23 protein-coding genes and 1 pseudogene are annotated in these 25,973 nt (G+C 67.5%); 16 read left to right on the forward strand and 8 right to left on the reverse strand.

Annotation, left to right across the window (positions count from 1 at the left end):
- Positions 1-68 precede the first annotated feature (68 nt).
- The 5 genes from U5771_RS15685 to U5771_RS15705 all read left to right on the forward strand — a co-directional run bounded on the left by U5771_RS15685 (position 69) and on the right by U5771_RS15705 (position 5,783).
- The gene (locus tag U5771_RS15685; RefSeq protein ID WP_322024818.1) at positions 69-1,094 is read left to right on the forward strand and encodes an amidohydrolase family protein; all 1,026 of its coding nucleotides are present in this window, start codon (positions 69-71) and stop codon (positions 1,092-1,094) included.
- A gap of 2 nt (positions 1,095-1,096) precedes the next feature.
- Positions 1,097-1,780: a 4-carboxy-4-hydroxy-2-oxoadipate aldolase/oxaloacetate decarboxylase gene (gene ligK / locus U5771_RS15690; RefSeq protein ID WP_322024819.1), complete on the forward strand. Its 684-nt coding sequence runs from the start codon at positions 1,097-1,099 to the stop codon at positions 1,778-1,780.
- A 14-nt stretch (positions 1,781-1,794) separates the two neighbouring features.
- Complete coding sequence (locus U5771_RS15695) at positions 1,795-2,502, forward strand: substrate-binding domain-containing protein (RefSeq protein WP_322024820.1); 708 nt, start codon at positions 1,795-1,797, stop codon at positions 2,500-2,502.
- A 199-nt stretch (positions 2,503-2,701) separates the two neighbouring features.
- Complete coding sequence (locus tag U5771_RS15700) at positions 2,702-4,495, forward strand: tannase/feruloyl esterase family alpha/beta hydrolase (protein ID WP_322024821.1); 1,794 nt, start codon at positions 2,702-2,704, stop codon at positions 4,493-4,495.
- 70 nt (positions 4,496-4,565) lie between these two features.
- A complete protein-coding gene (locus U5771_RS15705) occupies positions 4,566-5,783 on the forward strand; it encodes a porin (RefSeq protein ID WP_322024822.1) in 1,218 nt (405 codons plus the stop codon).
- A gap of 202 nt (positions 5,784-5,985) precedes the next feature.
- Here U5771_RS15705 and U5771_RS15710 read toward each other — a convergent pair whose 3' ends face one another.
- The 5 genes from U5771_RS15710 to U5771_RS15730 form a co-directional block, all read right to left on the reverse strand.
- Positions 5,986-7,104: a polyamine ABC transporter substrate-binding protein gene (locus tag U5771_RS15710; RefSeq protein ID WP_322024823.1), complete on the reverse strand. Its 1,119-nt coding sequence runs from the start codon at positions 7,102-7,104 to the stop codon at positions 5,986-5,988.
- A 233-nt stretch (positions 7,105-7,337) separates the two neighbouring features.
- Positions 7,338-7,559, reverse strand: coding sequence for a hypothetical protein (locus tag U5771_RS15715; protein WP_322024883.1), 222 nt, complete (start codon positions 7,557-7,559; stop codon positions 7,338-7,340).
- A gap of 332 nt (positions 7,560-7,891) precedes the next feature.
- Positions 7,892-8,584 carry a pentapeptide repeat-containing protein gene (locus U5771_RS15720; RefSeq protein WP_322024824.1) on the reverse strand — a complete coding sequence of 231 codons (693 nt, stop codon included), beginning with the start codon at positions 8,582-8,584 and terminating at the stop codon, positions 7,892-7,894.
- An 88-nt stretch (positions 8,585-8,672) separates the two neighbouring features.
- Complete coding sequence (locus U5771_RS15725; RefSeq protein WP_322024825.1) at positions 8,673-9,311, reverse strand: helix-turn-helix domain-containing protein; 639 nt, start codon at positions 9,309-9,311, stop codon at positions 8,673-8,675.
- 246 nt (positions 9,312-9,557) lie between these two features.
- Positions 9,558-10,652 carry an AraC family transcriptional regulator gene (locus U5771_RS15730; RefSeq protein WP_322024826.1) on the reverse strand — a complete coding sequence of 365 codons (1,095 nt, stop codon included), beginning with the start codon at positions 10,650-10,652 and terminating at the stop codon, positions 9,558-9,560.
- 42 nt (positions 10,653-10,694) lie between these two features.
- Between U5771_RS15730 and U5771_RS15735 the strand changes: the two genes are divergently transcribed.
- The 6 genes from U5771_RS15735 (at position 10,695) to U5771_RS15760 (ending at position 18,204) form a co-directional block, all read left to right on the forward strand.
- Entirely contained in the window at positions 10,695-10,907 is a 213-nt protein-coding gene (locus U5771_RS15735; protein WP_322024827.1) for a hypothetical protein, read from the forward strand.
- Positions 10,904-12,295, forward strand: a complete 1,392-nt coding sequence (locus U5771_RS15740; RefSeq protein ID WP_322024828.1) for an APC family permease — start codon at positions 10,904-10,906, stop codon at positions 12,293-12,295. The genes U5771_RS15735 and U5771_RS15740 overlap by 4 nt, the downstream gene beginning before the upstream one ends.
- A gap of 57 nt (positions 12,296-12,352) precedes the next feature.
- A complete protein-coding gene (locus U5771_RS15745) occupies positions 12,353-13,750 on the forward strand; it encodes an aspartate aminotransferase family protein (RefSeq protein WP_322024829.1) in 1,398 nt (465 codons plus the stop codon).
- A gap of 36 nt (positions 13,751-13,786) precedes the next feature.
- Positions 13,787-15,211, forward strand: coding sequence for an aldehyde dehydrogenase family protein (locus U5771_RS15750; RefSeq protein ID WP_322024830.1), 1,425 nt, complete (start codon positions 13,787-13,789; stop codon positions 15,209-15,211).
- 182 nt (positions 15,212-15,393) lie between these two features.
- The gene (locus tag U5771_RS15755) at positions 15,394-16,896 is read left to right on the forward strand and encodes a M81 family metallopeptidase (RefSeq protein WP_322024831.1); all 1,503 of its coding nucleotides are present in this window, start codon (positions 15,394-15,396) and stop codon (positions 16,894-16,896) included.
- 120 nt (positions 16,897-17,016) lie between these two features.
- On the forward strand, positions 17,017-18,204 hold the full coding sequence (locus U5771_RS15760) for a YncE family protein (protein WP_322024832.1): 1,188 nt from the start codon (positions 17,017-17,019) through the stop codon (positions 18,202-18,204).
- A 144-nt stretch (positions 18,205-18,348) separates the two neighbouring features.
- Here the strand turns inward: U5771_RS15760 and U5771_RS15765 are convergent, their stop codons facing one another.
- A complete protein-coding gene (locus U5771_RS15765; RefSeq protein ID WP_322024833.1) occupies positions 18,349-19,107 on the reverse strand; it encodes a hypothetical protein in 759 nt (252 codons plus the stop codon).
- Positions 19,108-19,246: 139 nt separating this feature from the next.
- A complete protein-coding gene (locus U5771_RS15770) occupies positions 19,247-19,381 on the reverse strand; it encodes a hypothetical protein (RefSeq protein ID WP_006750603.1) in 135 nt (44 codons plus the stop codon).
- A gap of 444 nt (positions 19,382-19,825) precedes the next feature.
- On the opposite strand from U5771_RS15770, the gene U5771_RS15775 reads away from it, so the two are divergent.
- The 4 genes and pseudogenes from U5771_RS15775 to U5771_RS15790 form a co-directional block, all read left to right on the forward strand.
- The gene (locus U5771_RS15775) at positions 19,826-20,236 is read left to right on the forward strand and encodes a hypothetical protein (RefSeq protein WP_322024834.1); all 411 of its coding nucleotides are present in this window, start codon (positions 19,826-19,828) and stop codon (positions 20,234-20,236) included.
- Positions 20,237-20,343: 107 nt separating this feature from the next.
- On the forward strand, positions 20,344-21,156 hold the full coding sequence (locus U5771_RS15780; protein WP_322024835.1) for an alpha/beta hydrolase: 813 nt from the start codon (positions 20,344-20,346) through the stop codon (positions 21,154-21,156).
- Between the two features lie 185 nt (positions 21,157-21,341).
- A complete protein-coding gene (gene ampC, locus U5771_RS15785; protein ID WP_322024836.1) occupies positions 21,342-22,511 on the forward strand; it encodes a class C beta-lactamase in 1,170 nt (389 codons plus the stop codon).
- Positions 22,512-22,590: 79 nt separating this feature from the next.
- Positions 22,591-22,863 (forward strand): annotated as a pseudogene (locus U5771_RS15790) (histidinol dehydrogenase); the annotation flags it as partial.
- A 249-nt stretch (positions 22,864-23,112) separates the two neighbouring features.
- Here the strand turns inward: U5771_RS15790 and U5771_RS15800 are convergent.
- Positions 23,113-23,295: a hypothetical protein gene (locus U5771_RS15800; protein ID WP_322024837.1), complete on the reverse strand. Its 183-nt coding sequence runs from the start codon at positions 23,293-23,295 to the stop codon at positions 23,113-23,115.
- Between the two features lie 162 nt (positions 23,296-23,457).
- Between U5771_RS15800 and U5771_RS15805 the strand changes: the two genes are divergently transcribed.
- Positions 23,458-25,929, forward strand: coding sequence for a type VI secretion system Vgr family protein (locus U5771_RS15805; protein WP_322024838.1), 2,472 nt, complete (start codon positions 23,458-23,460; stop codon positions 25,927-25,929).
- Positions 25,930-25,973 lie beyond the last annotated feature (44 nt).

Raw genomic sequence — 25,973 nt, forward strand, 5'->3', positions numbered from 1 at the left:
GTCGCACACCGCCGTCCGGCGCGGTCGTCGGCAGGGTGCCGGACACATCATCAAACGCAGGAGCATCAATGATCATCGACATTCACGGCCACTACACCACCGCGCCGAAGGCGCTGGAAGCGTGGCGCAATCGCCAGGTCGCGGCGATCGGCAGCCCGTCCGAACAGCCGAAGGTGGCCGAGCTGGACATCGGCGACGACGAACTGCGCGAATCGATCGAGCACAACCAGCTGCGGCTGATGCGCGAGCGCGGCCTCGACCTGACGATCTTCAGCCCGCGTGCGAGCTTCATGGCGCATCACATCGGCGATTTCTCGGTATCGAGCACGTGGGCGGCCGTGTGCAACGCGCTGTGCCATCGCGTGCAGCGCCTCTTTCCCGATCATTTCGTGCCGGCCGCGATGCTGCCGCAGAGCCCGGGCGTCGATGTCGCGACCTGCATTCCGGAGCTCGTGCGCTGCGTCGAGGAATACGGCTGCGTCGCGATCAACCTGAATCCCGACCCTTCGGGCGGTCACTGGACGAGCCCGCCGCTGTCGGACCGCTACTGGTACCCGATCTACGAGAAGATGGTCGAGTACGACATTCCCGCGATGATCCACGTGAGCACGAGCTGCAACGCGTGCTTTCACACGACCGGCGCGCACTACCTGAACGCCGACACCACGGCCTTCATGCAGTGCCTGACCTCCGACCTGTTCCGCGATTTCCCGACGCTGCGCTTCGTGATCCCGCACGGCGGCGGCGCGGTGCCGTATCACTGGGGACGCTTTCGCGGGCTCGCGCAGGAGCTGAAGAAGCCGCTGCTGAAGGACCACCTGCTGAACAACGTGTTCTTCGATACGTGCGTCTATCACCAGCCCGGCATCGACTTGCTGACCGGCGTGATTCCGGTCGACAACATCCTGTTCGCGAGCGAGATGATCGGCGCGGTGCGCGGCATCGATCCCGAAACCGGTCACTACTACGACGACACGAAGCGCTACATCGAGGCAGCGTCGCTCGATGCGGCGGCGCGTCACAAGATCTACGAAGGCAATGCCCGGCGCGTGTATCCGCGCCTGGATGCGCAACTGAAAGCGAAGGGGCTGTGATCATGACTGAACTCGGCGTGGTGTACCGCACGATCCACCGGGCGGACCCGGACGTCGCCGCGCGGCTCGGCGCGCTCGGCTCGGCGACGGTGCATGAGGCGATGGGCCGCACGGGGCTGCTGAAGCCGTACATGCGGCCGATCTATCCGTGTGCGCAGGCATCCGGCACGGCCGTCACGGTGCTGCTGCATCCGGGCGACAACTGGATGATGCATGTCGCGGCCGAACAGATCCGGCCGGGCGACGTGGTCGTCGCGGCGGTCACCGCGGATTGCACCGACGGCTATTTCGGCGACCTGCTCGCGACGAGCTTCAAGGCGCGCGGCGCGCACGCGCTGATCATCGATGCCGGCGTGCGCGACGTCGCGGTGCTCGAGGCGATGCGGTTCCCGGTCTGGAGCAAGGCGATTTCGGCGAAAGGCACGATCAAGGCGACGCTCGGCTCGGTGAACGTGCCGGTGGTGTGCGCGGGCGCGCTCGTCAATCCCGGCGACGTGATCGTCGCGGACGACGACGGCGTGGTCGCGGTGCCGGCCGCGCGTGCGGCGCAGGTGCTCGAGAAGGCGGTCGCGCGCGAGGCGAACGAAGCGGCGAAGCGCGCGAAGCTGGCGTCCGGCGTGCTCGGTCTCGACATGTACGACATGCGTGAGCCGCTGCGTCAGGCCGGCCTGCGCTACATCGACTGATGCAGGCGGCGACGATGGCGCAGACGCCGGGCACGGCGGTGACCGTCACGGGCATTTCGTCGATGGCGACGCGGCCGCTGCTGGCGCGGCTCGCGGACGCTTACGAGCACGAGACGGGCGCACGCGTGTCGATCACGTCGGTCGGCGGCGTCGACGCCGCGCGGCGCGTGCGCGGCGGCGAGCCGTTCGATTTCGTCGTGCTCGCGTCCGATGCGATCGAGCGGCTCGCGGCCGACGGTCATGTCGATGCGGGCAGCCGCGTGGACGTCGCGCGTTCGGGTATCGCGGTCGCGGTGCCGACGGGTGCGGCGCGGCCGGACATCGGCACCGAGACGGCGCTGCGCGACGCGATCCTGCGAGCAGGCCGGATCGGTTACTCGACCGGCCCGAGCGGCACGCACCTGAATCGCCTGTTCGCGCGCTGGGGCATCGCCGACGCGATCGCGCCGCGTCTCGTGCAGGCGCCGCCGGGCGTGCCGGTGGGCAGGTTGATCGCATCCGGCGACGTCGAGCTCGGCTTTCAGCAGTTGAGCGAGCTGCTGCACGTGCCGGGCATCGACCTCGCCGGCACGCTGCCGGATGCGGTTCAGGCGGTGACGGTGTTCGCCGCCGCGATATGCGGCACCGCGCACGATCGCGCGGCCGCCGCGCGGTTCCTCGCGTCTCTCGCGTCGCCGCGGGCCGACCGCGTCAAGCGTGAATACGGGATGGAGCCTGCCTAAGGCCGGATCGCCGGAGCCGATAAACGGATCAGATGGGATTCGGCGTTCTTCGCAACGGGTTCGGGCGGTGAGCTTAGTTATGCTGATGAAGCGGTGAAGGGCGATCCGCTTCGCCCGATGTATCGAAGGATCAACGCAAGGTCGCCGCGTCATCCGTTCCGGACGAGCGGTCTATCAAACACAAAGACAGGAGACAGGCATGCAGACGAACTGCAGGGCAGGATGGATGGTGCGCGCGTGGCATCGCGCGGCACGCGTGCGGAGGGTGCTGGCGATCGGCGTCGTGTGGCTGTGCGCGGCGCTGACCGGCTGGCCGGGCGCGGCGAGCGCGGCTGGCACCGGCGGCCTCGCGAATCTTCCGGCGGTGATGCCGGCGATGTCGTGCCCGTCGGTCGCGGCGCTCGATCTGAGCGGCGTGACCGACGGCACCGTCACGATCACGTCGGCGGTGCTGCTGCCGGCCGGCACGGTCGTCGGCAGCAACACGCTGCCCGCGCCCGTCTGCGACGTGAAAGGCACGATCGGCCCGGGCGCGTCGCTGTTCGAACTGCAGTTGCCGACGCAAGGCTGGACGCAACGCTATCTGCAGACGGGCTGCGGCGGCTTGTGCGGCAACCTGTCCGTCAATGCGCCGATGGCGTCGACCTGCGTGCCGGTGACGAACGGGACGATCGCGATGGCCGCGACCGACATGGGCCATGAAGGCGGCAACGATGGCTCGTGGGCGCTCGACCCGAAGGCGAAGCTCGATTTCGCGTATCGCGCCGAGCATGCGACCGCGCAGGTCGCGAAGGCGATCATCGGCAAGTTCTATGCGCAGCCCGCGCGTTATGCGTACTTCGACGGCTGTTCGGACGGCGGCCGCGAGGCGCTGATGGAAGCGCAGCGTTTCCCCGACGACTTCGACGGGATCGCCGCCGGCGCACCGGCCAATGACCTGATCGTGCAGAACACCTTCCACCATGCGTGGCCGAACGCGGTCAACACGGACCCGAAGACGGGCAACGCGATCCTGCTCGCCGGCAAGCTGCCGATGCTGCACGCGGCCGTGCTGAAGGCGTGCGACGGTCTCGACGGGGTGGTCGACGGCGTGATCGACAACCCGCGTGCGTGCCATTTCGATCCCGCGACGATCGTTTGCGCGCAAGGGCAATCGACCGCGACCTGCCTGACGCCGCAGGAAGCCGACGTCGTGCGCCGGATTCACGACGGCGCGACGGCCGCGAACGGCATGCGTCTCGAACCGCTCGTGTCGCGCGAATGGGGCTCGGAGCTGAACTGGAGCCTGTTCGTCCCGGCGACCGCCACCGCGCAGAGCGGCACGGTCGGCTTCGTGCTGCCGTTCCTGCGCTATCTCGACTACTACAACGCGTCGTATCCGTCCGCGGCGATCGGCGACCTGAAGTTCACGCTCGATGCATTCGCGAAGACGGTGCCGGTGTCGAACTACCTGGCCGCGACCGATCCGGACCTGAGCCCCTTCGCCGGCCGCGGCGGCAAGCTGCTGCTGTGGCACGGCCTGGAGGACCAGCATATCTCGCCGCGTTCGAGCATCGCGTACTACGAAGCGATGAAGCACGACATGGGCGACGCGAAGGTCGACCGCTTCGCACGCTTCTACCTGTTCCCGGGCGTCGCGCACTGCGGCGGTGGGCAAGGGCCGAACGTGTTCGACATCCTCACGCCGCTGATGGCGTGGACCGAGACGGGCGCGACGCCCGGCCGGATCGTCGCGTCGATCGTCGATGCGAACGGCAACACGACGCGCACGCGCCCGGTGTTCCCGTATCCGGCCACCGCCCACTACACGGGCAGCGGCAGCACCGATGACGCCGCGAACTTCGTCGCCGAGACGCCGGCGGCCGACCCGTACGTCGACCTGCACTGGGCCGGCGAATGGCTGTACTCGCCGGGCTACGAGGCGCAGTGCCAGGTACAGGGTTCGCAACTCGTCTGCAAGGGCGGCAACGGCTGGCGTGCGTATCGTCCCTGATCCGGTGACGGCGGATCGCCAACCCGACTGCGCATTAACCAATCAACAAGACAAGGAAGGAGACTGATCGATGAGGAAGCAGGCATTACGCGTGGCGCTGACGACCGGCGTCGCGATGGCGGCGGTCGCGCCGGCGTTCGCGCAGAGCAGCGTCACGCTGTACGGGATCGTCGACAACGGGATCGGCTACCAGAGCAACGCGACGACGCTCGGCTCGACGAGCGGCGGCAAGTCGGTCGTCAGGATGAACCAGGGCGTGTGGGCCGGGAGCCGTTTCGGCCTGAAGGGCGCGGAGGACCTCGGCGGCGGCACGAAGGCGATATTCACGCTCGAATCGGGGTTCAACTCGGGCACGGGCGCGGCGCAGTACACCGATGCGATGTTCGGGCGGCAGGCGTGGGTCGGGCTGACCAATGCGGCCTACGGTACGCTGACCGCGGGCCGGCAATATGCGTCTTACTACCAGACGATGTCGCCGTTCAGCCCGACGACCTGGATCACCGGCTACTACGGCGCGCACCCGGGCGATGTCGACGGGCTCGACACGATCTACCGCGCGAACAACACGCTCGAGTACACGTCGCCGAAATGGTATGGCCTGACGCTGAGCGGCTCGTATTCGCTCGGCGGCGTGGCGGGCAGCACGAACGCCGGGTCGACGTGGGCGACCGGCGTCCAGTATGCGGCCGGCCCGCTCGGCGTCGGCGTCGCGTTCGAGCGCGTGAACAACTCGAACACGGCCGGCGGCACGTGGGGGACGAGTTCGACGACGTCGAACGGCGGCTCGCAGGTCGGCGTGTCGGCGCTCACGAACGGTTACCAGACCGCGAAGGCGCAGCAGCGATTCGCGGTGGGCCTCAGCTACCGGTTCAGCGATGCGTGGGATGCAACGGCCACGTATACCAACACCGAATACATCCCGGGCTCGGCGTCGAAGTTCGTCAATACCGCGATCTTCAACACGGCCGGCGCGGTGCTGCACTGGAAGCCGTCGGCGGTCTGGGATTTCGGCGCGGGCTATGCGTACACGCGCGCGACCGAGGCGAACGGCATCACCGACAGCGCGCAGTATCACCAGCTCAACCTGTCGCAGTACTACTCGTTGTCGAAGCGCACGGGGCTGTACCTGCTCGAAGCGTATCAGCACGCGAAGGGCAAGACGCTCGGCACGAGCGGCGCGGGCAGCATCGTCGATGCGACCGCGACGCTGGGCGACGGCTTCAACGCCGCGCCATCGTCGACCGGCAACCAGTTCGCGTTCGGCGCGGGGATCATTCACCGGTTCTGAGCGGAGTAATACGCGCCCCGGACGGGGCGCCGGGCGGCCGGCCGTGCGCGCGGCGCGTACGTCCGACGCGTACGTCCGGCGTCTGCCGCGTTCAGGACGAATGCGTCATCCCCACGTGCGCGAGCAGCGGTGAGCAGCTCGACGACGGGCCGGTTCGGACAGGTCGAGCCCGTCGCGCCGTCGCCCGACGCGAGCTGCCGCGTCAGCGCCCGGTCTTCAGTTGTGCCCACAACCGGTTCTGGAGCCGGCGGATCTCGGGCGGCATCGGCTTGAGCAGCGTCATCTTGCTCAGGACCTCGTCGGCCGGGTAGACAGACGGATCGCGCGCGATCGCGGGCTTCACGAACTGGCGCGCGGCCTTGTTCGCGGTCGGGTAGAACACCGCGTTGGTGATCCCGGCGTTGACCTTCGGATCCTGCAGGTAGTTGATCCACTTCAGCGCGGCGTCGCGGTTCGGCGCGTCCTTCGGGATCACCATCATGTCGAACCACAGCAGCCCGCCTTCCTGCGGATTCGCGAAGCGGATCGCGTACGGACGTTTCGCTTCCGCCGCACGGCGATGCGCGATGCCGACGTCGCCGGAATAGCCGAACGACACGCACAGGTCGTTGTTCGCAAGATCGTTGATGTAACCGGATGAGTTGAACTGCGTGATGTACGGGCGCACCTTCTTGAGCACCTCGTACGCGGCGCGGTAATCGGCCGGATTCGTGCTGTTCGGATCCTTGCCCATGTACTGCAGCGTCGCAGCGAACACGTCGACGGCCTGGTCGAGGAACGATACGCCGCAACTCTTCAGCTTCGCCATGTTGGCCGGGTCGAACACCAGCGCCCAGCTGTCGACCGGCGCCTTGTCGCCGAGCGCCTTCTTCACCGCCTGCACGTTGTAGCCAATGCCGTCGGTGCCGTACGCCCACGGCACGCCGTACTGGTTGCCGGGATCGGCGTCGGCGACCATCTTCATCAGCAGCGGATCGAGGTTCGACAGGTTCGGCAGCTTCGTCTTGTCCAGCGGCTGGTAGACCTTCGCCTGGATCTGCTTGGCCATGTAGTTCGACGTCGGCACGACGATGTCGTAGCCGGAGTTGCCCGACAGCAGCTTCGCCTGCAGCGTGTCGTCGCTGTCGTAGTTGTCGTAGCGCACGTGCAGGCCGGTCTGCTTCTGGAAATTCGGGATCGTGTCCGGCGCGATGTAGTCGGACCAGTTGTAGATGTTCAGCTCGCCGGCTGCCCGGGCGTTCGTGTTGCCGAGGGCGGCGATGCCCGCGACGGACATCATGGCGGCGGTTGCGATGGCGCGGCGAAGGGTGCGGAGTGGCATGGCGTGTCTTCCGTATCGGGGTGTGCGGCGCTCGGCTGTGGGCGAGTCGCCGCGCGACGGTTCAAGGGGTGGACGTGCGCAACCGGCCGGCACTCGCGGCGAGCGCCGGTGGTGCATGACGATCAGGCATCCGTTCGGGATGCGAAGCGAATCGTGCCGATACGAAACGCGAGCCGATCCTGTCGCGAGTCAGGCGACACGATGCGCAGGTCGAACGGAACGGAGGGGGCGAGCTACGGCAGCAGCGACGCCACGTCGTCGGTGTGGATCGCGACGTACGCGCGCGCGGCGACGGCGTTGTGACGGCGGACGGAACGGCGGGACAGGATGGTGTAGATCGACAGGTGCAGGCGAGGACTTTGCCGGCGGTCACGGTCGTCGGCAGACGAGATCGCGACGCGCACGTTGCGCGCATCGCCTCGTCTCCACCGCACCAGCGGGCCACGGATTCTCACGATTACTCTCGACCGGGTTGTTGAAAGTATTGAACACCTGGCGACTTGCGGACGCTTGCCGTTTCACGCTTCGATGGTCGCGTTTGCCGCGCGGCGGCGTCGTGACCGTGAAGCAAAACGAAAGCATGCTGCAAAGTGAAATCGCGCAAACAAGGCGTTCATGTGAATCATCAGGTAAATCGCTGTAAGGATGTCTCCGGATTTTCCCTAGTGATTCGGGCGACGATGGCATCGGTCGGCATGCCGTCGGCGTGATGAGAATATTCAACGGATGTGCAGCGGCATTCGCGATGCGCCGGCGCTCGGGGAGCGTGGCATGGCGCGTGCAGCCGTTACGCGACCCGGATCCCGAGATTCTCGATCAGCATCGCGGCCTGGTCGTACGAGACGATCGCGCCGCGCAGCACGCCCGACGCGAGCAGCTTCGGCGTGCCGCCAATGTCGACGTCGCGCAGGTCGGCGCCGTCGAACCGGACGTCGTTCAGATGCGCGTTGCGCAGGCTGCCGCCTTCGAACACGGCGTCGCGAAAGTCCGCGCCGGCGAGATCGGCATCCGAGAAGTCGAGCGCCACGAGCCGCGTCTTCCGGAATGAAAAGCGGCGCAGGCTCGCGCCGACCAGCAGCGTGTTCGCGAATTCGATGCCGAGCGCCTTGCATTCCTCGAAGTCGGCGCCGGTCAGCCTGCATTCGTCGAAGCGCGCGGAGCCGAGCTTGCTGCGTCGCCAGCTCGTGTTGTTGAGATCGCAGGACTGAAACTGCGCGTCCTCGAGGTCGGCCGACGCGAAGCTCGTCTGGCGCGCGCGGCAGCGAATCCACGCAGTCTGCGCGAGCGTCGCGCCGACGAACGAAGCTTCCGCGAGCGCGCAGCGCTCGAAGCGCACGCCGCGCAAGTCGAGCCGCGAAAGGTCCGCGCCCTCGAGGTCGCAGTCTTCCAGATGAATCGGCGCGGGCGAGCCTTCGACGAGAAGCAGCAAGTCGGCGCGATCGAGCGTTCGGCCGGAGACGGAAACTCCGCAGGTCGTCATGGGGTGATCCAGTGTGAGTTGAGAGGTTCGAGGCCGGTATCAGATGGTATCGGCCGGGTTGCGTGACATCGCCTGTGCGCCGCCCCGTTCAGCGCGCGGCCTTCATCCGGGCCGCGACCGGCTTGCCGGCCGGCTCGCGCTGGAACGTCCACAGGATGCGCATCTGCGCGCGCATCGCCGGCTCGTCCGCCGGAACCAGGCAGTACGCGAGCCCGATGCGACTGATCAGCGCGATGATGTCGTCGAGCGCGGGCACCTGCGCGACGCGCGCGGCGGCGTATTCGCGGTACGGCTGTTCGAGCACGCGCTGCCACATCGGCGCGATGTTCTCGACGATATAGCCGAACACGTCGGTGGGCACGCTCGTGGCCAGGTAGTTGTGGTGAAAGCCGCCGTGATGACGATCGCGGTAGCGCACCGCGAAGCACACGCTCTCTTCGCAGTAGGCCTCGAAATCGTGCTCGAAGCCGGTGAGCGCGCGCTGCATCTCGTCGAAGAACTCCGCGTTCTGGACGCCGATCACGCCCTGGATCAGTTCCTTCTTCGTGCCGAAATACCGATACAGCGTGCGCCGCGAAATACTCGCGCGGCGGGCGACGTCGTCGATCGACAGACGGTCGATCCCGTGCTCGATCATCGCGTCGAGCGTCGCGCGCAGGATTGCGTTTCGCCCGTCATTGACGCTGTCCATCCTGCTGGCGTCGCCCCAGCGCAGTTGCCGATCCATACCTTTCCTCGATGCCGTGCGTCGCGCGGCGCGTGCCGGTGTGCCGACCGAATGCGTCGGTACGGAATTTTCGCACACGTTGTCACAAAAATGGAATTTGTGCCATTATGCGTCACAAATAGATTGGTTTGTGACATACCGTCGGGCGCATCAACCCGTCCGGTCGATCAGGCCGGCCGATATTTAAGCAATCCGAAGAAAAGCAGCCGCGCCCGTCGCGGGCCTGATCCATCCTCAGCGGACGACTCACACGTCGTCGTCCGTACCCGCGCGCGGCGTCTTGCCGGTCCAGCGCCGGTACGCATGCCGGAAGCTGCGCGGCTCGCTGTAGCCGAGCCGCTCCGCGATCGCAGCCACGCTCAACGCCGGCTCGTCGAGCAGCCGCACCGCCTCCTGATGACGCACGTCGTCGAGCAGCGACTGAAACGTGATGCCGTCCTTGTCGAGCCGCCGGCGCAGCGTGCGCTCGGTCAGGTGCAGCGCGTTCGCGAGCGACGTCATCGACTTGAAGCGCGCGAGATCGCGCGCCATCAACTCCTTCGCGCGATCGGCGAAGCGCGTGCCGACCGACGCGGCCCACTGCCGTTCGAGCGCTTCGCATTGCCCGTGCAGTGCGTTGAAGCTGACTTCGTTCGCGAGCAACGGGGCCTCCGTGCCGTTCACGCGCGTGAACACGAGCCGGTTCTCGCCCGCGTTGAACGTGACCGGGCAGCCGAAGTGGCGCGCGTAGTCCGCGCCGTTGCGCGGCGTGCGGCGCGCGAGATGCAGCTGCGCGGGCCATACCGGCTTGCCGACGAGATCGGACACGATCAGGCGCAGGCTCGACAGGCACATGTCGGTCTGGAACACCTCGATGTCGGGTTCGCCGTTATACCGGCCGATCGTCACGCTCATCCCGTCCGCGTGTGCGTGCACGCGCACGTCGAAATACAGCCCCATGAACAGCGGAAACTGGCTCATGCACCGGAACGCCTGCATCACGGAGCCGCTGATCAGCATCGCGTAGCCGGCGAGACCGAGCGTCGACACATGGAGCCGCGCGCCGATCGACAGGCCGATCGACGGCACGCCGCTGCAGCGCAACAGGTTGCGGAAACAACGCTGCTCCTGGCCGCGATTCACGTGCAGGTTCGGCGATGCGACTTCGGCCGCGCCGAGGCCGGTGCCTTCGAGCAGCGCGGCGCCGTCGATATGCCGGACGCGGCACTCGTCGAGCGCGACCGCGATCGCGTGCACGGTGGCGGGAATGTCCTCCTGGCGGCCGGCCGGACGCGCGAGGCCGAGCGCCGAACGCAGGCTGCGTTCGGCGCGGCTTTGAGGTCGGTGGGACTTGCTGTCCATGGCGAGGGGGGCGGCGACGGGTTCGCGTAGAACATAGCCGGAATGTCCGCGAAACGCCAGAGGGCGTTCGCCACCCGCGGCAGGCCGGCGGCCGCGCGTCCGGAAATATCCCCCGATTACGTCCGCATTTCTCATTCGTCGGCGAATTTTTGGCGCACCACACTCGTTTCCGAATCGCGCAATGCCTGCGATGCCCGCATTGCCGACGACACGAGTGTTGAAGTCATGGACGACATCCCCGCGAGGACAGCATGAAAGACACCAGGCCGGAGCAGCGCGCGCCCAGCGCCGCGACAGACGACGTGCGAGCGCACCCGAACCCGCACGACGACGCGGGGCCGCGCAGCGCGCATTCGCTCGGGTTGTTCACGCTGGTGATCTTCGGCCTCGCGTACATGCTGCCGATGACGGTGTTCACGACCTACGGGATCGTCACGCGCGAGACCAACGGGCATCTGACGATCGCGTATGCGGTCACGCTGGTCGCGATGCTGCTGACCGCGCGCAGCTACGGCCACATGGTGAGGCTGATGCCGAGCGCAGGCTCCGCCTATACGTTCGCGAGCCGCAACTTCGGCACGTCGGCCGGGTTCATGGTCGGCTGGGCGCTGCTGATGGACTACCTGTTCATTCCGATGATCAGCTACCTCGCGATCGGCATCTACATGAAGCAGCTTGTCCCGGGGGTGCCGGCCAGCGTGTGGATCGTCGCGAGCATCGCGCTGATCACCGGGCTGAACATCGTCGGCATCCGGCTCGTCAATCGCGTGAACCTGATCCTGATCGCGAGCCAGCTCGTGTTCATCGCGGTCTTCGTCGCGGCCGCCGCGCAGGTCGCGGCGGGCGAGGGGCTGACGCCGACGCTCGCGCTGCCTTCGTCGGACGACGCGCGGGCGATCTTCGCCGGATCCGCGATCCTGTGCCTGTCGTTCCTCGGTTTCGACGCGGTATCGACGCTGTCGGAGGAGACGCATCAGCCGCGCCGCACGGTGCCGCGCGCGATCCTGCTCTGCACGCTCGCGAGCGGCCTGCTGTTCATGCTGATCGCGTATGCGGGACAGGTGGTGTTTCCGGACTGGCATGCGTTCAAGGATCTCGATTCGGCCAGCCTCGAACTGATGCGGCGCATCGGCGGCGGCACGCTGTCGGCGCTGTTCGTCGCGGTCTACGTGGCCGGCTGCTTCGCCAGCGCGATGGCCGGCCAGGCGAGCGTCACGCGCGTGCTGTTCGCGATGGGCCGCGACCAGGTGCTCCCCGAGCGGGTGTTCGGCCACCTGCATGCGCGGCTGCGCACGCCGGTGCGCGCGACGCTCGCGGTCGGTGTCGTGTCGCTGTCCGCGCTGTTCATCTCGCTCGATCTCGCGTCGACCATGATCAGCTTCGGCGCGCTCGTCGCGTTCGCGGTCGTGAACCTGTGCGTGATGCGGAGCTACCTCGGCCGTCCGGAACACCGCCGCTTCGCCGGCTGGATCAGGTTCGGCGCGGTGCCGGCGCTCGGCTTCGCGATGAACGTGTGGCTGTGGTCGGGCCTGTCGCGCCAGACCTTCTACGTCGGCATCGGCTGGCTCGCGATCGGGCTCTGCCAGTTGCTGTGGCTCACGCGCGGCTTCACGCGGCCGGCGCCGACGCTGTCGATGAACTGAACGACCGGCCGGCGGCTGCCGGCCGCCGGTTTCGAAACCCTTAAGGAGGAGTGACCCATGAACGGTGTTGACGTCAATCTTGATGCGGACCTGCAGGCGCTCGGCAAGCGCCATCTGCTGATGCACTTCACGCACGCCGATGCCTATCGCGACCACGCGCTGACGGTGTTCGACCGCGGCGAAGGCTGCTGGCTCGTCGACCGCAACGGCAAGCGCTACTTCGACGGGCTCGCCGGGCTGTACTGCGTGCAGGTCGGCTACAGCCACGGCGCGGAGATCGGCGACGCGATCCGCGAGCAGATGGTGCGGCTGCCGTTCGCGACCAACTGGGGCTACGGCCACGAACCGGCGATCCGGCTCGCGCACAAGCTCGCGGCGCTCGCGCCGGACGGCCTGAACCGCGTGTTCTTCACGTCGAGCGGCTCGGAGTCGAACGAATCGGCGATCAAGCTGGTGCGCCAGTACCACCAGGCACGCGGCGAGCCGCAGCGGCGCAAGTTCATCGCGCGGCGCGTCGCGTATCACGGCACGTCGTTCGGCGCGCTCGCGCTGAACGGGATGACCAACTTCCGCAAGCATTTCGAGCCGCTGATGGCGGGCGTGCGGCACGTGAGCAACACGAAGCGCTACGGGCGGCCGGAAGGCGAGACGGAGGCGCAGTTCACGCGCCATCTGCTCGACGAAATCGAATCGCTGATTGTCCAGGAAGGGCCGGACACCGTTGCCGCGATCGTCGTCGAGCCGCTGCAGAACGCGGGCGGCAGCCTGACGCCGCCGGCCGGTTACGCGCAAGGGCTGCGCGCGCTGTGCGACCGGCACGGCGTGCTGCTCGTGGCCGATGAGGTGATCTGCGGGTTCGGCCGTCTCGGCGAATATTTCGGGTCGACCCGTTACGGGCTGAGGCCGGACCTCATCACGTTCGCGAAGGGGATCGCGTCGGGCTACGTGCCGCTCGGCGGCGTGATCGCGAGCGACACGGTGGTCGAGACGGTGCTCGCCGGCCCGCAGCAGATGTTCCTGCACGGCGCGACCTACGGCGGCCATCCGGTCGCGTGCACGGCCGCGCTCGCGAACCTGGCGATCATGGAGCGCGAAGGCGTGCTCGAGAATGTCCGCGACAACCAGGCGGTGTTCCGCCAGACGCTCGACGGCCTGCTCGAACTGCCGTGCGTCGGCGACGTGCGCGGCGACGGCTACCACTACTCGCTCGAACTCGTGACCGACAAGGCCGCGCGCCGCTGGGCGGCCGGCATCAGCGCGCAGACCTTCGTGTCGACGCTGCTCGCGCCGGCGATCTTCGACGCGGGGCTGCTGTGCCGCGCGGGCGTCGACCACGAAGGCACGCCGATCCTGCAATTCTCGCCGCCGCTCGTCATGTCGCGCGACGAGATCGTGTGGTTCGTCGCGAAGATCCGCGACATCCTCGCCGATACCTACGCGCGTGCGACGCGCTGAGCGCGGCACCGGCATTCGTTACTCCAGGAGCATTCGATGCGAACCTCACAACAGAGCTATATCGCCGGGCAGTGGTGCGATCCGGTCGATGCGCGCGCGATCGACGTGATCGATCCGGCGACCGCGAAGCCGTATGCGCGGCTCGCGATCGGCGGGCCGGCCGACGTCGACCGTGCGGTCGGCGCGGCGAAGCAGGCATTCGACACGTATTCGCGCTGGACGGTCGACGAGCGCGTCGCGCTGCTGCAGCGCGTGCTCGAGATCTACCGGCGCCGCTACGACGAAGTCGCGCACACGATCAGCCAGGAGATGGGCGCGCCGATCGCGTTCGCACGCGCGATGCAGGCCGCGGTCGGCACCGCGCATCTCGAACAGACGATCCGTGCGCTGCAGTCGTTCCGGTTCAGCACGCAGACCGACGCGCTGCTGGTGTCGCACGAGCCGATCGGCGTGTGCGCGCTGATCACGCCATGGAACTGGCCGATCAACCAGATCGTGTGCAAGGTCGCGCCGGCGCTCGCGGCCGGCTGCACGATGGTGCTCAAGCCGAGCGAGATTGCGCCGTTCAGCGCGATCCTGTTCGCGGAGATCCTGCACGAAGCCGGCGTGCCGCCGGGCGTGTTCAACCTCGTGCACGGCTACGGGCATGAGGTCGGCGATGCGCTGTCGCGGCATCCGGACGTCGACATGGTGTCGTTTACGGGCTCGACGCGCGCTGGCGTCGAGGTCGCGAAGGCCGCGGCCGATACCGTGAAGCGCGTGCACCAGGAGCTCGGCAGCAAGAGTCCGAACCTGATCCTGCCCGATGCCGACATCGAGGATGCCGTCACGCGCGGCGCGCGCAGCTGCTTCAGCAACAGCGGACAGTCGTGCAACGCGCCGACGCGGATGTTCGTGCATGTCGACCAGCTGGCCGCGGCCGAGGCGGCGGCGCGCAACGAGGCCGCGCGCACCGTCGTCGGCGATCCGCGTTCAACGGAAACGGGCATCGGGCCGGTCGTCAGCCGCACGCAGTTCGACCGCATCCAGCAATTGATCCAGCGCGGCATCGACGAGGGGGCGACGCTCGTGGCCGGCGGGCCCGGTCGGCCCGACGGGCTCGGCGACGGCTTCTACGTGAAGCCGACGGTATTCTCGAACGTCACGCCGGACATGACGATCGCGCGCGAGGAGATCTTCGGGCCGGTGCTGTCGATCCTGACCTACCGGACCGAGGACGAGGCGGTCGCGCTCGCGAACGATTCGGTCTACGGGCTCGCGGCCTACGTGCAGACCAAGGATCTCGAGCGTGCCCGCCGGATCGCGGCGCGATTGCGGGTCGGCAACGTGCACATCAACTATCCGGCGTGGAACCCGGCCGCGCCGTTCGGCGGCTACAAGCGCTCGGGCAACGGGCGCGAGTATGCGGAGTTCGGCCTCGTCGAGTATCTGGAGACGAAGGGCACGACGGGGTACGCTTGAACGGTGCGCGCCTCCGCCCGGCCGGCGACGGCACGAGACCGGGCGGAGGTGCGATTCCGGCGACGGCGGGCGCGGCGCACGTGCCGCGCCGTTTCATCGATTGCGAGGAATTCGACGATGCGGGTGACGGAGACGACAACTGGCGGATGCGGCGCAGCCGCGAACGCGGAGGGCGGCACGCGATGAAGATCCTGATCGCCCGGATGAACCACGAAACCAATACGTTCTCGCCGGTGCCGACGCCGCTTGCCGCGTTCGGCCGCAACGGCCCCGACTGGGGCGACGACGCGTATCGCGCGAATCACGGGATGCGCACCGCGATGGCCGCGTTCATCGAGGCGGCCGCACGCGAGGGCGCGGAGATTGTCACGCCGGTGTCGGCGGCCGCGAACCCGAGCGGACCGGTCGCGGCCGACGCGTATGCGGCGATCTGCGACGCGATCGTCGCGGCCGCGCCCGGCTGCGATGCGGTGATGCTCGACCTGCACGGCGCGATGGTCGCCGAGCAGAGCCCGGACGGCGAGGGCGACCTGCTCGCGCGCGTGCGCGCCGCGCTGCCCGACGCGCCGATCGCGGTCGCGCTCGACCTGCACGCGAACGTCACGCAGAAGATGATCGACCACGCGGACGTGATCGTCAGTTTCAAGACCTATCCGCACGTCGACATGCATGAGACGGGCGAGCATGCGGCACGGGTGCTGCTCGACCGGCTGCATGGCCGCGCGCGGCCTGTGCTCGCGTGGCGGCAGCCGCCGCTGATGACGTCGACGCTGCGCAGCGCGAGCGCCGAAGGCGCGATGCGGCGGGCGGTGGACGCCGCACGCGCGGCCGAGGCCGACGGGATGCTCGCGGTGTCGGTGCTGCCCGGCTTCTCGCTCGCGGACATTCCCGCGCCGTGCATCAGCGTCGTCGTGGTCGCCGACGGCGACCGTGCAGCGGCCGACGCGGTGGCCGAGCGCATCGCCCGGCAGATCTGGGACGCACGTGACGACTTCGTGTACCGCAGCGCGCCGCTCGCGGAATCGGTCGCGCAGGCCGCGGCGCTGGCGCGCGGCGCGGACCGTCCGGTGCTGATGCTCGATCACGGCGACAACTGCATGTCGGGGGGGCCGTGCGACACGATGGACCTGCTGGAGGAAGCGCTCGCGCAGGGGCTCGACGGGATCGTCAGCGGGCCGCTGTGTGATCCCGAGGCGGTCGCGGCAATGATCGACGCGGGCGTCGGCGCGACCGTCACGGTGCCGGTCGGCAACCGGATGCCGTCGCATGGCGGCGCGCGGCGCACGCCGTTTCGGGCGACCGGCATCGTGCGTGCGATCACCGACGGCGAATACGTGATTACCGGGCCGACGTATACGGGCCAGCGCGCGTACATGGGCCGCGCGGCGGTGCTCGATATCGGCGAGGCAACGCTGGTCGTCACCGAGCGCACGCAGGAGCCGTGGGACCTGGGCGTATTCGAGAGCGTCGGCATCGATCCGCGCCGCGCACGATTCCTGCTGTTGAAGTCGCGAATGTATTGCCGGCCGGTGTTCGTGCCGATCGCGGCCGCGCTCGTCGAGTGCGACAGCCGCGGCGTGACCGGGTCGGACTACGGGCTGTTCCGCTACGAACGGCTCGTGCGCCCGGTGTATCCGCTCGACGACGTCGATCGATGGGACGGCGCTGGACCGCGCACGACCTGAGCGGCGGGCGCGAGACGCCGGTTCCGTGCGCTTTCGTGCATCATGCGGTTGCATCGCTCCGACGAGCAGCAGGGGCGTGCCAGTCCTTGCGTCTGCAACCGATCCGGAGAACCGACCGCCATGCATTCGAATCCCTTTCGCCTTCGCCGCGCCCGCCTGCTCGCCGCGCTGACGCTCGCCACCACCGCCGTCGCCGCGCACGCGGCCGACTGGATCGTGTCCGGCAACGACGGCAAATACCAGCGCGTCGAAGGGCGCGACACCTATCTCGCATCGCCGCCGGCCGACACGCTGACGCTGCTCGACGCGAGCGTGTTTCCGCCGAAGGTCGCGCTGCAGGTCGATGTCGAGAACGGCATCCAGGGGCCGCCGCAGGCCGTCGCGATCACGCCCGACGCGAAGCTCGCGCTGGTCGGCGCGCCGACGCGCTACGACCAGGGGGCGAAGCAACTCGTGTACGACACGTTCCTGCAGGTCGTGAACCTCGATGCGTCGCCGCCGGCGATCACACGCATCGAACTCGGCGCGCATCCGCAGGGGATCGCGATCGATCGGTCGGGCCGGCTTGCGCTGGTGGCGAACGTCGACGGCAGCGTGTCGATCGTGCGGATCGACGGGACGCAGGCGACGCTCGACGGCAACCTGAAGATCGGCAAGAAGCGGCTCGCCGGGATCAGCTTCACGCACGACGGCAAGCATGCCCTCGTGTCGCTGCGCGACGAGCAGGGCGTCGCGGTGCTGAACGTCGACGACGGCAAGGTGACCGACAGCGGCGCGCGGCTGAGCACGGGCGTCGCGCCCTACACGATCGACGTGTCGAGCGACAATCGCTGGGCCGTCGTCAGCAACGTCGGGCTCGCGGGGCTGCCGGGCTACTCGGGCACGCTCGCGGGCGATGCCGATTCGGTCGCGCTGATCGACGTGTCGCGCACGCCGTTCCGCACGGTCCAGTACCTGACGGTGCCGTCGCTGCCGGAGGGCGTCGCGATCTCGCCGAACGGAAAGTGGATCGCCGTGCAGGCGATGGACGGCTCGAACCTGACGCCCGACAACCCGGGCCGCCACAAGCTCGGCAAGGTGGTGCTGTTCGAGATCCGCAACGGCCGCGCGGTGCAGACGAGTGAGGTGCCGGGCGGCGAAGCCGCGCAGGGCATCGTGTTTACCGCCGACAGCCGGCACGTGATCGTGCAGTTCAACGTCGAGCGGCAGCTCGCGCTGTATGCGGTGGAGGGCGGCACGCTGCGCGATACGGGCAAGCGGATCGCGCTCTCGGGCGGTCCGTCGTCGTTGAGGACGGTGCCGCGGTAACGCGGTGACGTATCGATGCGGACGGCACGGGGTGCGCGGGTTCGCAAGATGCCACGCGCCTCGTGGCCGGAGGCGCAGGCGCGTGGCGTCAGTAGCCTGCGTGGGCCCGCGTTGTCGCGCGCCGTGCCCGTTCGCGCCGGCGGCTCATTGCCCGAGCAACGCCGGCAAGTTGCCGTCGTAGAGATGCAGGCCCGCGTGGACCGTCTGGAACCACGAACACGCATACAGCTTGCCGCCGCACATCCGCCATTTCTTGCAGAACGACAGATCCTCCGACAGCGAGCGCCCGTCGGGTTCGCGCAGGAATTCGAAATGCTCGTGCATGGTGGCCGAATCCGGCGACAGGTTCCGATAGCTCGGCGGGAACTGCACCTTCGTCTCCGGATAGGCTTGCGCCATCGTTTCGAACACGCCGCGCGCGATCATCATCAGGCCGGCGCCGCCCGAGTGGATCTCGGAGATCGCGTCGAGCCGGATCACGGACGGTGCGCCATCGATCGCATAGGCGGTCTGGCTGTAATCGGCGCTGTACAGCGCGATGCGCTCGGGGGGCGCCGACGGATCCGAGCGCGCGGCCTCGGCGACCGCCGCCCAGTTGATGCTCTTGGACGGATACAGTCCGAGCATCACGTCCTGCTGCTGTTCGAACATCCGGATCACGTCGCTGCCGCGAAAACCGACGTCCGCATCGATGAACATCATGTGCGACAGGCCGCTGTGCAGGAAGCGCTCGACCGCGACGTTTCGTTGCTGATGCAACAACGCGGTGCCGCTGAGGTAGAAGTATTCGAACTCGAGGCCGGCGCTCAGGCAGGCGCGCTGAAGCTCCAGCAGCCCGTTCACGTAGGGCAGGTAGCACATGCCGCCGTAGGCGGGGGTGGCGACGAAAATGCCTTGTTTCATGGTCGGATGGCTTGCGTGGGTGATTGCCGTGTTCATGCTGCGCGAGGATGACGATTCCGACCAGCATCTTACGCTGCGCCACGGCCCGCCGGTCGGCGCTTTTCAACGCGGCGCCGCGCCTGCCACGCGAGCGCCGTCGTTACGGACGCAGCAGGTCGAATCCGCCGAACACGACCACGCCGCTGAGCGCAATCATCGCGACCGAATGCTGGCCGAAATAGAGAATCGCGGCCGCGAGCCACGTGGTCAGGCAGAAGGCGCCGATGCGGGCCATCGTGAATTCCTCGAAATGCGTGATGAAGGGAGGGCGCGCCGAAGGCGCCGCGTCGCCATGTCGATGCGGGCGCAGGGCTCGCGCCGCGCCGCGACGGCGTCGCGTGTCGCGTATCGCGTATCGCGTATCGCGTATCGCGTATCGCGTATCGCGCCCGATCGGACGCGCGCCGGTGCGGGGGAGCCCGCAAGCCTTGCGGGAAGCAGCCGGTGGGCTGCAACGGCAGGCCAATCGGCGATTTTACCAGCGTGGACGGCGGGTCATTCTGGCCCCTTCGCGATATTCCGCATCCCGTCCGCGACCTGGCGCGCGGCAACGGTTGCGCGGCCGCGTCGGCGCCCCACGGAAGGCGGGGCTAAAGTTTTATCCGACGAATACCGTAAACCGGTTGCAAGCATTCCCCGTTCAACGACCCGAGTCGCACACTCATTACGGACCGACACGATGCAGATCGATCTTTCTTCCGCCGCGCAGACCTCGCCGGCCACCGGCAATGCGACTGCCAACCCGTCGGGCACCGGTGCCGCGTCGTCGCCCGCGAGCAGCGCCGCGCCGTCCGGCGGCGCGGGGCAGACGCTGGGCACGTCGGGATCCTCGGGCGAGGATCCCGCGGTCAAGCAGCTGAAGCAACTCATCGAGCGCTTGCAGAAACAGCTCGCGCAGCTGCAACAGCAAATGGCGGCCGCCGCGCAGCGCGCGAACAACGATCCGGCCGCGGCGATCGAGCAGCAGACGCTGAGCGCGGAAGCCAGCACGCTCTCCGCCGCGTTGTCGACGGCGATCGCGCAGCTCGCGCAGGCGATCCAGAAGTCGGGCGGCTCGACGTCCGGCGGGCTGGTGTCGACGCAGGCCTGACGGCACGGCGCCGCACCGTCCCGCACCGCAGCGTGCGGACGGCTCGCGGCACGTCACTCCGCGCATTACAATCGCAAGCTCGTCTCCCTCGCAAGGACGGCAGAACGATGAATGCGGAATTCGCCGACGACGATCTCGTCCGCTTCGACACGCAAGGCGGCACGCCGCTGCCGACGGCCGATACCGAAGAATGGCTGGACCACGACGGCGCGCGCATCCGGCACGCGTCGTTCGGCCATGGCCCGCCGGTCGTGCTGCTGCACGGCGGCCTCGGCCACGGCGGCAACTGGGGCAACCAGGTGCCGGCGTTGCTCGCGGCCGGCTACCGCGCGATCGTGATCGACAGTCGCGGCCACGGCCGCAGCACGCGCGACGATCGCCCCTATTCCTACGAACGCATGGCCTCCGACGTGCTCGCGGTGCTCGATGCGCTGCGCATCGAGCGCGCACGCTTCGTCGGCTGGAGCGACGGCGCGTGCGTGTCGCTCGTGCTGGCCGCCCGCGCGCCGGAGCGTGCGGCGGGCGTGTTCTTCTTCGCGTGCAACATGGATCCGGGCGGCACGAAGGAGATGGTGCCGAGCCCGCTGATCGACCGCTGCTTCGGGCGGCACCGCAAGGACTACGCACGGCTGTCCGCGACGCCGGACCAGTTCGATGCGTTCGTCGCGGCCGTCGGCGAAATGATGCGCACGCAACCGGATTACAGCGCGGCCGAGCTCGCGGCGATCGCCGTGCCGGTCGCGATCGTGCAGGGCGAGCACGACGAGTTCATCCGCCCCGAACATGCGGCGTATCTCGCGCGCACGATTCCGGGCGCGACGCTGACGATCCTGCCGGGCGTGAGCCACTTCGCGCCGCTGCAGCGGCCGGCGCGCTTCAACGCCGCGATGCTGGCCTTTCTCGACCGGTTGCCGGACTGACATCCGCATGACCGGTTCACGCACCGCATAAGATTTTCTTTAGGCTCGCGCAAAATATCGTCGATTGTTGGTTGGCGGCCGGCAGCGGATAGTCCTGCTTCGACGGGCCGGCTGGCGCAGCGTCCGCGCGGCGCGGCCGGATCCGTTGTTCACACAACCATCACGAAATCGAAGGAACCGCAACCATGCGATTCAACGCGATCCGCATCGCCGCGACCCTGTTCGTCGCCGCGTGCGCCGCCGCCACGGCCGGCCGCGCGGCCGCCGCCACGCAGGACGAGATTCACGGCACCGTGACCCGCCACGTCGCGCCGCTGATGAAGCAGTTCGCCATTCCCGGCATGGCGATCGGCGTCGTCGCCGATGGCAGGCCCTACGTGTTCGACTACGGCGTGATGTCGACGCAAACGGGCAAGCCGGTGACCGGCGACACGCTGTTCGAGATCGGCTCCGTCAGCAAGACGCTGACCGCGACGCTCGCGTCCGATGCGCAGGAGGGCGGCGCGCTGTCGCTGTCGGATCCGGCCGGCAAGTACCTGCCCGCGCTGCAGGGCAAGCCGTTCGGCGGCGTGACGCTGCTCGAGCTCGGCACGCACACGCCGGGCGGGATGCCGCTGCAGGTGCCCGACAGCATCCGCGACGACGCGGGCCTGATGCGCTATCTCGATGCGTGGCGGCCCGCGTACGCGCCGGGCACGCGACGCACGTACTCGAACGTCGCGATCGGGATGCTCGGGCAGCTCACCGCGAAGGCGATGAACCGCGACTTCGCCGAGCTGATGGAACAGCGGCTGTTTCCCGCGCTCGGGATGACGCACACCTACATCAACGTGCCCGCGGCGCGCCAGGCCGACTATGCGCAGGGCTATACGCAGGACGGCAAGCCGATCCGGATGACGGGCGGCATGCTGTGGCAGCCGGCGTACGGCGTCAGGACGACGGCGGCCGACCTGTTGCGCTTCGTGCGGGCGAACATGGGGCTCGTCGACACGGCGCCGCGGCTGCAGCGCGCGCTCGAGCGCACGCATACCGGCTATTTTCGTGCGGGCCCGTTCACGCAGGACCTGATCTGGGAACAGTATCCGTATCCGGTCGCGCTGCCGACGCTGCTCGCGGGGAATGCGCCGCCGATGCTCTTCAACGCGACGCCCGCGACCGAACTCAGGCCGCCGCTCGCACCGCGCCCGGACACATGGATCAACAAGACCGGCTCGACCAACGGCTTCAGCACCTATGTCGCGTTCGTCCCCGCGAAGCGGATCGCGATCGTGATGCTCGCGAACCGCAGCTTTCCGATCGAGGATCGCGTGAAGACCGCATACCGGATCGTCGAGTCGCTCGACGGCAAGCCGTAGTCAGCGTCGTGCCCGCCCGTGCGGAATTGCTTGTGATGGGTGGGCAGTCCGGTCTCGTCAACGCGACGCGGCCGGGCGGCACGTCGCGTTTGGCGACAAGGTGATTGGCACGAACCACACGCTGCCGACGGGCAAGGCCGCGCGCTATACGGGCGGCCTGTGGTGCGGCAAGTTCATCACGACCTGCACATACCAGTAGGTGCTCACCAACGAGGCGAGCGCGATGATCGGGCCGTGCTGTTCGCGTCTGTGTGCGCTCGAAGGAATGATCACGCACGGCGAGCAGGCGAACATCCGCGTGCGCCGCTATGGCCATCACGATGTACCGTACGGGACGCCGGTGCCGGCGTGAGGCGGCTGGGCGATGGACGCGTTGCCGGGTTCGCCGCAGATCCAGAACGTCGTCCCGACCACGTTCTTCAGGACGACGACGTGGGCCGGCCCGTGGCTCGGCGTGACCGGCTCGGTGTCTATCGTTGTCGCGGGCCTCGCATTTCTCGAATGGCGCCGCCAAACGTTGCCTCGGGGCTGCGGGTCCGCGTGGCTTCGACGTCCCGCACCGCCTGCACGAGCAGTAGTTGCAGCGTACGGCCGTGGACGATCAGAACCCGATGTTCGGATAGCTATCGCTTGAGGTCGAAGAGCGCGATGCCGCGATCCTGTCGCCCCGACAGACGCTCCTTTGAGCCAGCGGACGACGTAGCGACAGCGCACGCGACGTACCCAGATCGGGCGGATCGATGCCGAGTTGCTCGCCGAGATGCGCCATCCACCAGTGGCCCATCGACCGAACTCCTTCCTGTGGGCCTGTTCCGTGCTTTGTGGTATACGTCTGAGCTAATGTTGTGCGCTGGGGCGCGGCAGGTCAAATTTGATGTGCCCCCTTTTCTGAGGGCGCACGGGCGGCCCAGCGGCATTTAGCGCCCGGATCAACGGATAAAAAACAATGCAGAACACGGCACAAGCCCTGAGAGACCTTGCGCTGGGGCCGCAGCACAACCGGCAAGTGCAAATCAGCTTTCCGGACGATAACGCGCCTTACAGAATCCTGCTGCCGAACGCATTCGAGGCGGTTGAAGCGCTATCAAAGGATTTCGCGTACAAGATCGAAATCCTGTCGGACAACGACCACCTCGCGCCGAAGGATTTCATCGGCAAGCGCGTGACGGCCAGCTTGGCACGTGGCGACGGCAGCCAGCGTTATTTCAACGGTTATATTTTTGCATTCCGACACGTTCGCACGGACGGCGGCTGGGTTTTCTATGAGGCGCGCGTCGGCCCGTGGCTGCGCTATCTGAAGTACAGCCAGCACAATCGCCTGTTCCTCGATCAGAACCTGCACGACCAGACTGCGGCGATCTTCCAGGACTACGGCGCGTTGCCCGAATGGGATTGGCAGGTCGGCGAAGGCGATCCGCGTATGACGATGGCCTGTCAGTTCGACGAAGACGATCACAATTACGTGCATCGGCGCTGGGAACACGCCGGCTATCTGTACTGGTACGAGCACACGGCCACGTCGCACAAGCTGACCGTCTCCGATCCGACGCGTCCCGCGCCTGCAATCGACGGCAAGGTTCACGAAATCCGTTTCCACAATGGCATGGGTGCCGAGGAATCGGACAGCATTCTGAGCTGGTCCCCGTTCCAGCAGACCACGTCGACGCATGCGGAACTGTCCCGTTTCGACTTCAAGAGCCCGACGCCGACCCATGTTCAAACGAGCCTGTCGAGCCCGGAAGCCGCGCTGCCGCAGCTCGAATGGAACGAGTACGCCGGCGCGTACGGCTATCGGAACATGGAGCATGGCTATCAGGTCGTCAATCGCCGGATGGAGGAAATCGAAGCGACGATCAAGCGCTTCGATGCGAAGGGCAACAATCGCTTCGTGCAGCCGGGGCGCTGGTTCCGACTGACGGACCGTTACGGTTCGGCGCTGAGCCGCGATCAGAGTGACGATGAATACCTGATCGTTGCGGTTCGGCACGTGGCGACCAACAACTATCTGCAAGACACCGGTGTGCTCGCGGAATACCGCAACGAGTTCACGTGTGTTCCCAAGGCAACCCCGTGGCGGCCCGGACGTGGCTTCAACAGCGTCGACACGAAGATTCTCGCGCCGCAGACAGCGACCGTTGTCGGCCAGTCCGGCACGAGCATCCATACCGATGAGCACGGCCGTGTCCTGGTTCAATTCCACTGGGATCGCGACGGCAAGTATTCGACATGGGTGCGGGTCGTAAGCGGCTGGGCCGGCGGCGGCCAAGGGATGGCAGCGCTGCCCCGCATCGGTTCCGAAGTGGTCGTGCAATGGCTCGACGGCAATCCGGACCACCCGATTATCACGGGCCGCGTGATGAACGCGCGCAACGTACCGTCGTGGAAACTGCCGGACGAGAATGCGCTGATGGGCATTCGCAGCCGGGAGCTGAATGGTGCGGACGGCAACGCATCGTCCGGCCGCAGCAATCACCTGATTTTCGACGATACGGCGAGCGCCATTCAGACGCAACTTCGGTCCGACCATGCGGCGAGCCAGCTCTCGCTCGGCAAGATCACTCGCATCGAAGACTGGCAGGGACGCAAGGATGCCCGGGGCGAGGGCTTCGAGCTGCGTACCGACGAGGTTGGCGCGATCCGCACCGGCAAGGGCATGGTGATCAGCACCGAGGTGCGTCCCGCCGCGCAAGGGCACCTCTCTGACGTTGGCGAACCGGCATCGCGCCTGACCAGAGCGCAAACGTTACATGCGCAATCGGCCAAGCTCGCGCAGCACTATCAGGCACAGGACAACGGAGGGGACCAGACACCGATTGCCGACGCGCTGAAATCGCAGGTGGATGGTATCCAGGGCGCGGGTGCGACGGTCAGCAGTGACAAGGGCGACTTCCCTGAACTCAATGAAGCGCATCTGCTATTGGCTGGCGCGGCCGGCATCGCCGTCACGACGCCCGCGACGGCGCACGTCACGGGCGGGCAGCACGTAGCGGTCACGGCCGGCGAAAGCGTGTCGGTCGCGACGGGCAAATCGTTCTTCGCCAGCGTATCGGACAAGTTCTCGCTGTTCGTGCACAAGATGGGCATGAAGCTAATTGCGGCGAGCGGCAAGGTGCAGGTGCATGCGGAAAACGACGAGCTGGAACTGCTCGCGAAGAAGGTCCTGTCGATCATCAGCACGACGGACTGGATCAACATCACCGCGAAGCAGGGCATTCGCTTGACGGCCGGTAATAGCCAGCTCGAAGTGAGCGCGAAAGGTATCGTGGGTTACACGCCCGGCGAGAACAAGATTCATGCGGGCAGCCACGATACGGTGGGGCCGCAGAGCATGCCGGCGCAGTTCCCTGGATCGGACTTGTGCTCGCAATTGGCTGACGGCGCCGCACAAACTGGCCAAGCGTCGATCGCGCTCGCTTGATGGATGACCGAATGACAACACCCATGCCCCCGATGCAGGCTGTA

It is taken from the genome of Burkholderia sp. BCC1977 (assembly GCF_905339595.1).
In the GTDB taxonomy this organism is placed as follows: domain Bacteria; phylum Pseudomonadota; class Gammaproteobacteria; order Burkholderiales; family Burkholderiaceae; genus Burkholderia.

Excerpts from the sequence above, each read along its gene's own strand:
- U5771_RS15685 (WP_322024818.1), top strand. The coding sequence starts at position 69 with ATGATCATCGACATTCACGGCCACTACACCACCGCGCCGAAGGCGCTG.
- ligK (WP_322024819.1), top strand. The coding sequence starts at position 1,097 with ATGACTGAACTCGGCGTGGTGTACCGCACGATCCACCGGGCGGACCCG.
- U5771_RS15695 (WP_322024820.1), top strand. The coding sequence starts at position 1,795 with ATGGCGCAGACGCCGGGCACGGCGGTGACCGTCACGGGCATTTCGTCG.
- U5771_RS15700 (WP_322024821.1), top strand. The coding sequence starts at position 2,702 with ATGCAGACGAACTGCAGGGCAGGATGGATGGTGCGCGCGTGGCATCGC.
- U5771_RS15705 (WP_322024822.1), top strand. The coding sequence starts at position 4,566 with ATGAGGAAGCAGGCATTACGCGTGGCGCTGACGACCGGCGTCGCGATG.
- U5771_RS15710 (WP_322024823.1), bottom strand. The coding sequence starts at position 7,104 with ATGCCACTCCGCACCCTTCGCCGCGCCATCGCAACCGCCGCCATGATG.
- U5771_RS15720 (WP_322024824.1), bottom strand. The coding sequence starts at position 8,584 with ATGACGACCTGCGGAGTTTCCGTCTCCGGCCGAACGCTCGATCGCGCC.
- U5771_RS15725 (WP_322024825.1), bottom strand. The coding sequence starts at position 9,311 with ATGGATCGGCAACTGCGCTGGGGCGACGCCAGCAGGATGGACAGCGTC.
- U5771_RS15730 (WP_322024826.1), bottom strand. The coding sequence starts at position 10,652 with ATGGACAGCAAGTCCCACCGACCTCAAAGCCGCGCCGAACGCAGCCTG.
- U5771_RS15735 (WP_322024827.1), top strand. The coding sequence starts at position 10,695 with ATGTCCGCGAAACGCCAGAGGGCGTTCGCCACCCGCGGCAGGCCGGCG.
- U5771_RS15740 (WP_322024828.1), top strand. The coding sequence starts at position 10,904 with ATGAAAGACACCAGGCCGGAGCAGCGCGCGCCCAGCGCCGCGACAGAC.
- U5771_RS15745 (WP_322024829.1), top strand. The coding sequence starts at position 12,353 with ATGAACGGTGTTGACGTCAATCTTGATGCGGACCTGCAGGCGCTCGGC.
- U5771_RS15750 (WP_322024830.1), top strand. The coding sequence starts at position 13,787 with ATGCGAACCTCACAACAGAGCTATATCGCCGGGCAGTGGTGCGATCCG.
- U5771_RS15755 (WP_322024831.1), top strand. The coding sequence starts at position 15,394 with ATGAAGATCCTGATCGCCCGGATGAACCACGAAACCAATACGTTCTCG.
- U5771_RS15760 (WP_322024832.1), top strand. The coding sequence starts at position 17,017 with ATGCATTCGAATCCCTTTCGCCTTCGCCGCGCCCGCCTGCTCGCCGCG.
- U5771_RS15765 (WP_322024833.1), bottom strand. The coding sequence starts at position 19,107 with ATGAAACAAGGCATTTTCGTCGCCACCCCCGCCTACGGCGGCATGTGC.
- U5771_RS15770 (WP_006750603.1), bottom strand. The coding sequence starts at position 19,381 with ATGGCCCGCATCGGCGCCTTCTGCCTGACCACGTGGCTCGCGGCCGCG.
- U5771_RS15775 (WP_322024834.1), top strand. The coding sequence starts at position 19,826 with ATGCAGATCGATCTTTCTTCCGCCGCGCAGACCTCGCCGGCCACCGGC.
- U5771_RS15780 (WP_322024835.1), top strand. The coding sequence starts at position 20,344 with ATGAATGCGGAATTCGCCGACGACGATCTCGTCCGCTTCGACACGCAA.
- ampC (WP_322024836.1), top strand. The coding sequence starts at position 21,342 with ATGCGATTCAACGCGATCCGCATCGCCGCGACCCTGTTCGTCGCCGCG.
- U5771_RS15800 (WP_322024837.1), bottom strand. The coding sequence starts at position 23,295 with ATGGGCCACTGGTGGATGGCGCATCTCGGCGAGCAACTCGGCATCGAT.
- U5771_RS15805 (WP_322024838.1), top strand. The coding sequence starts at position 23,458 with ATGCAGAACACGGCACAAGCCCTGAGAGACCTTGCGCTGGGGCCGCAG.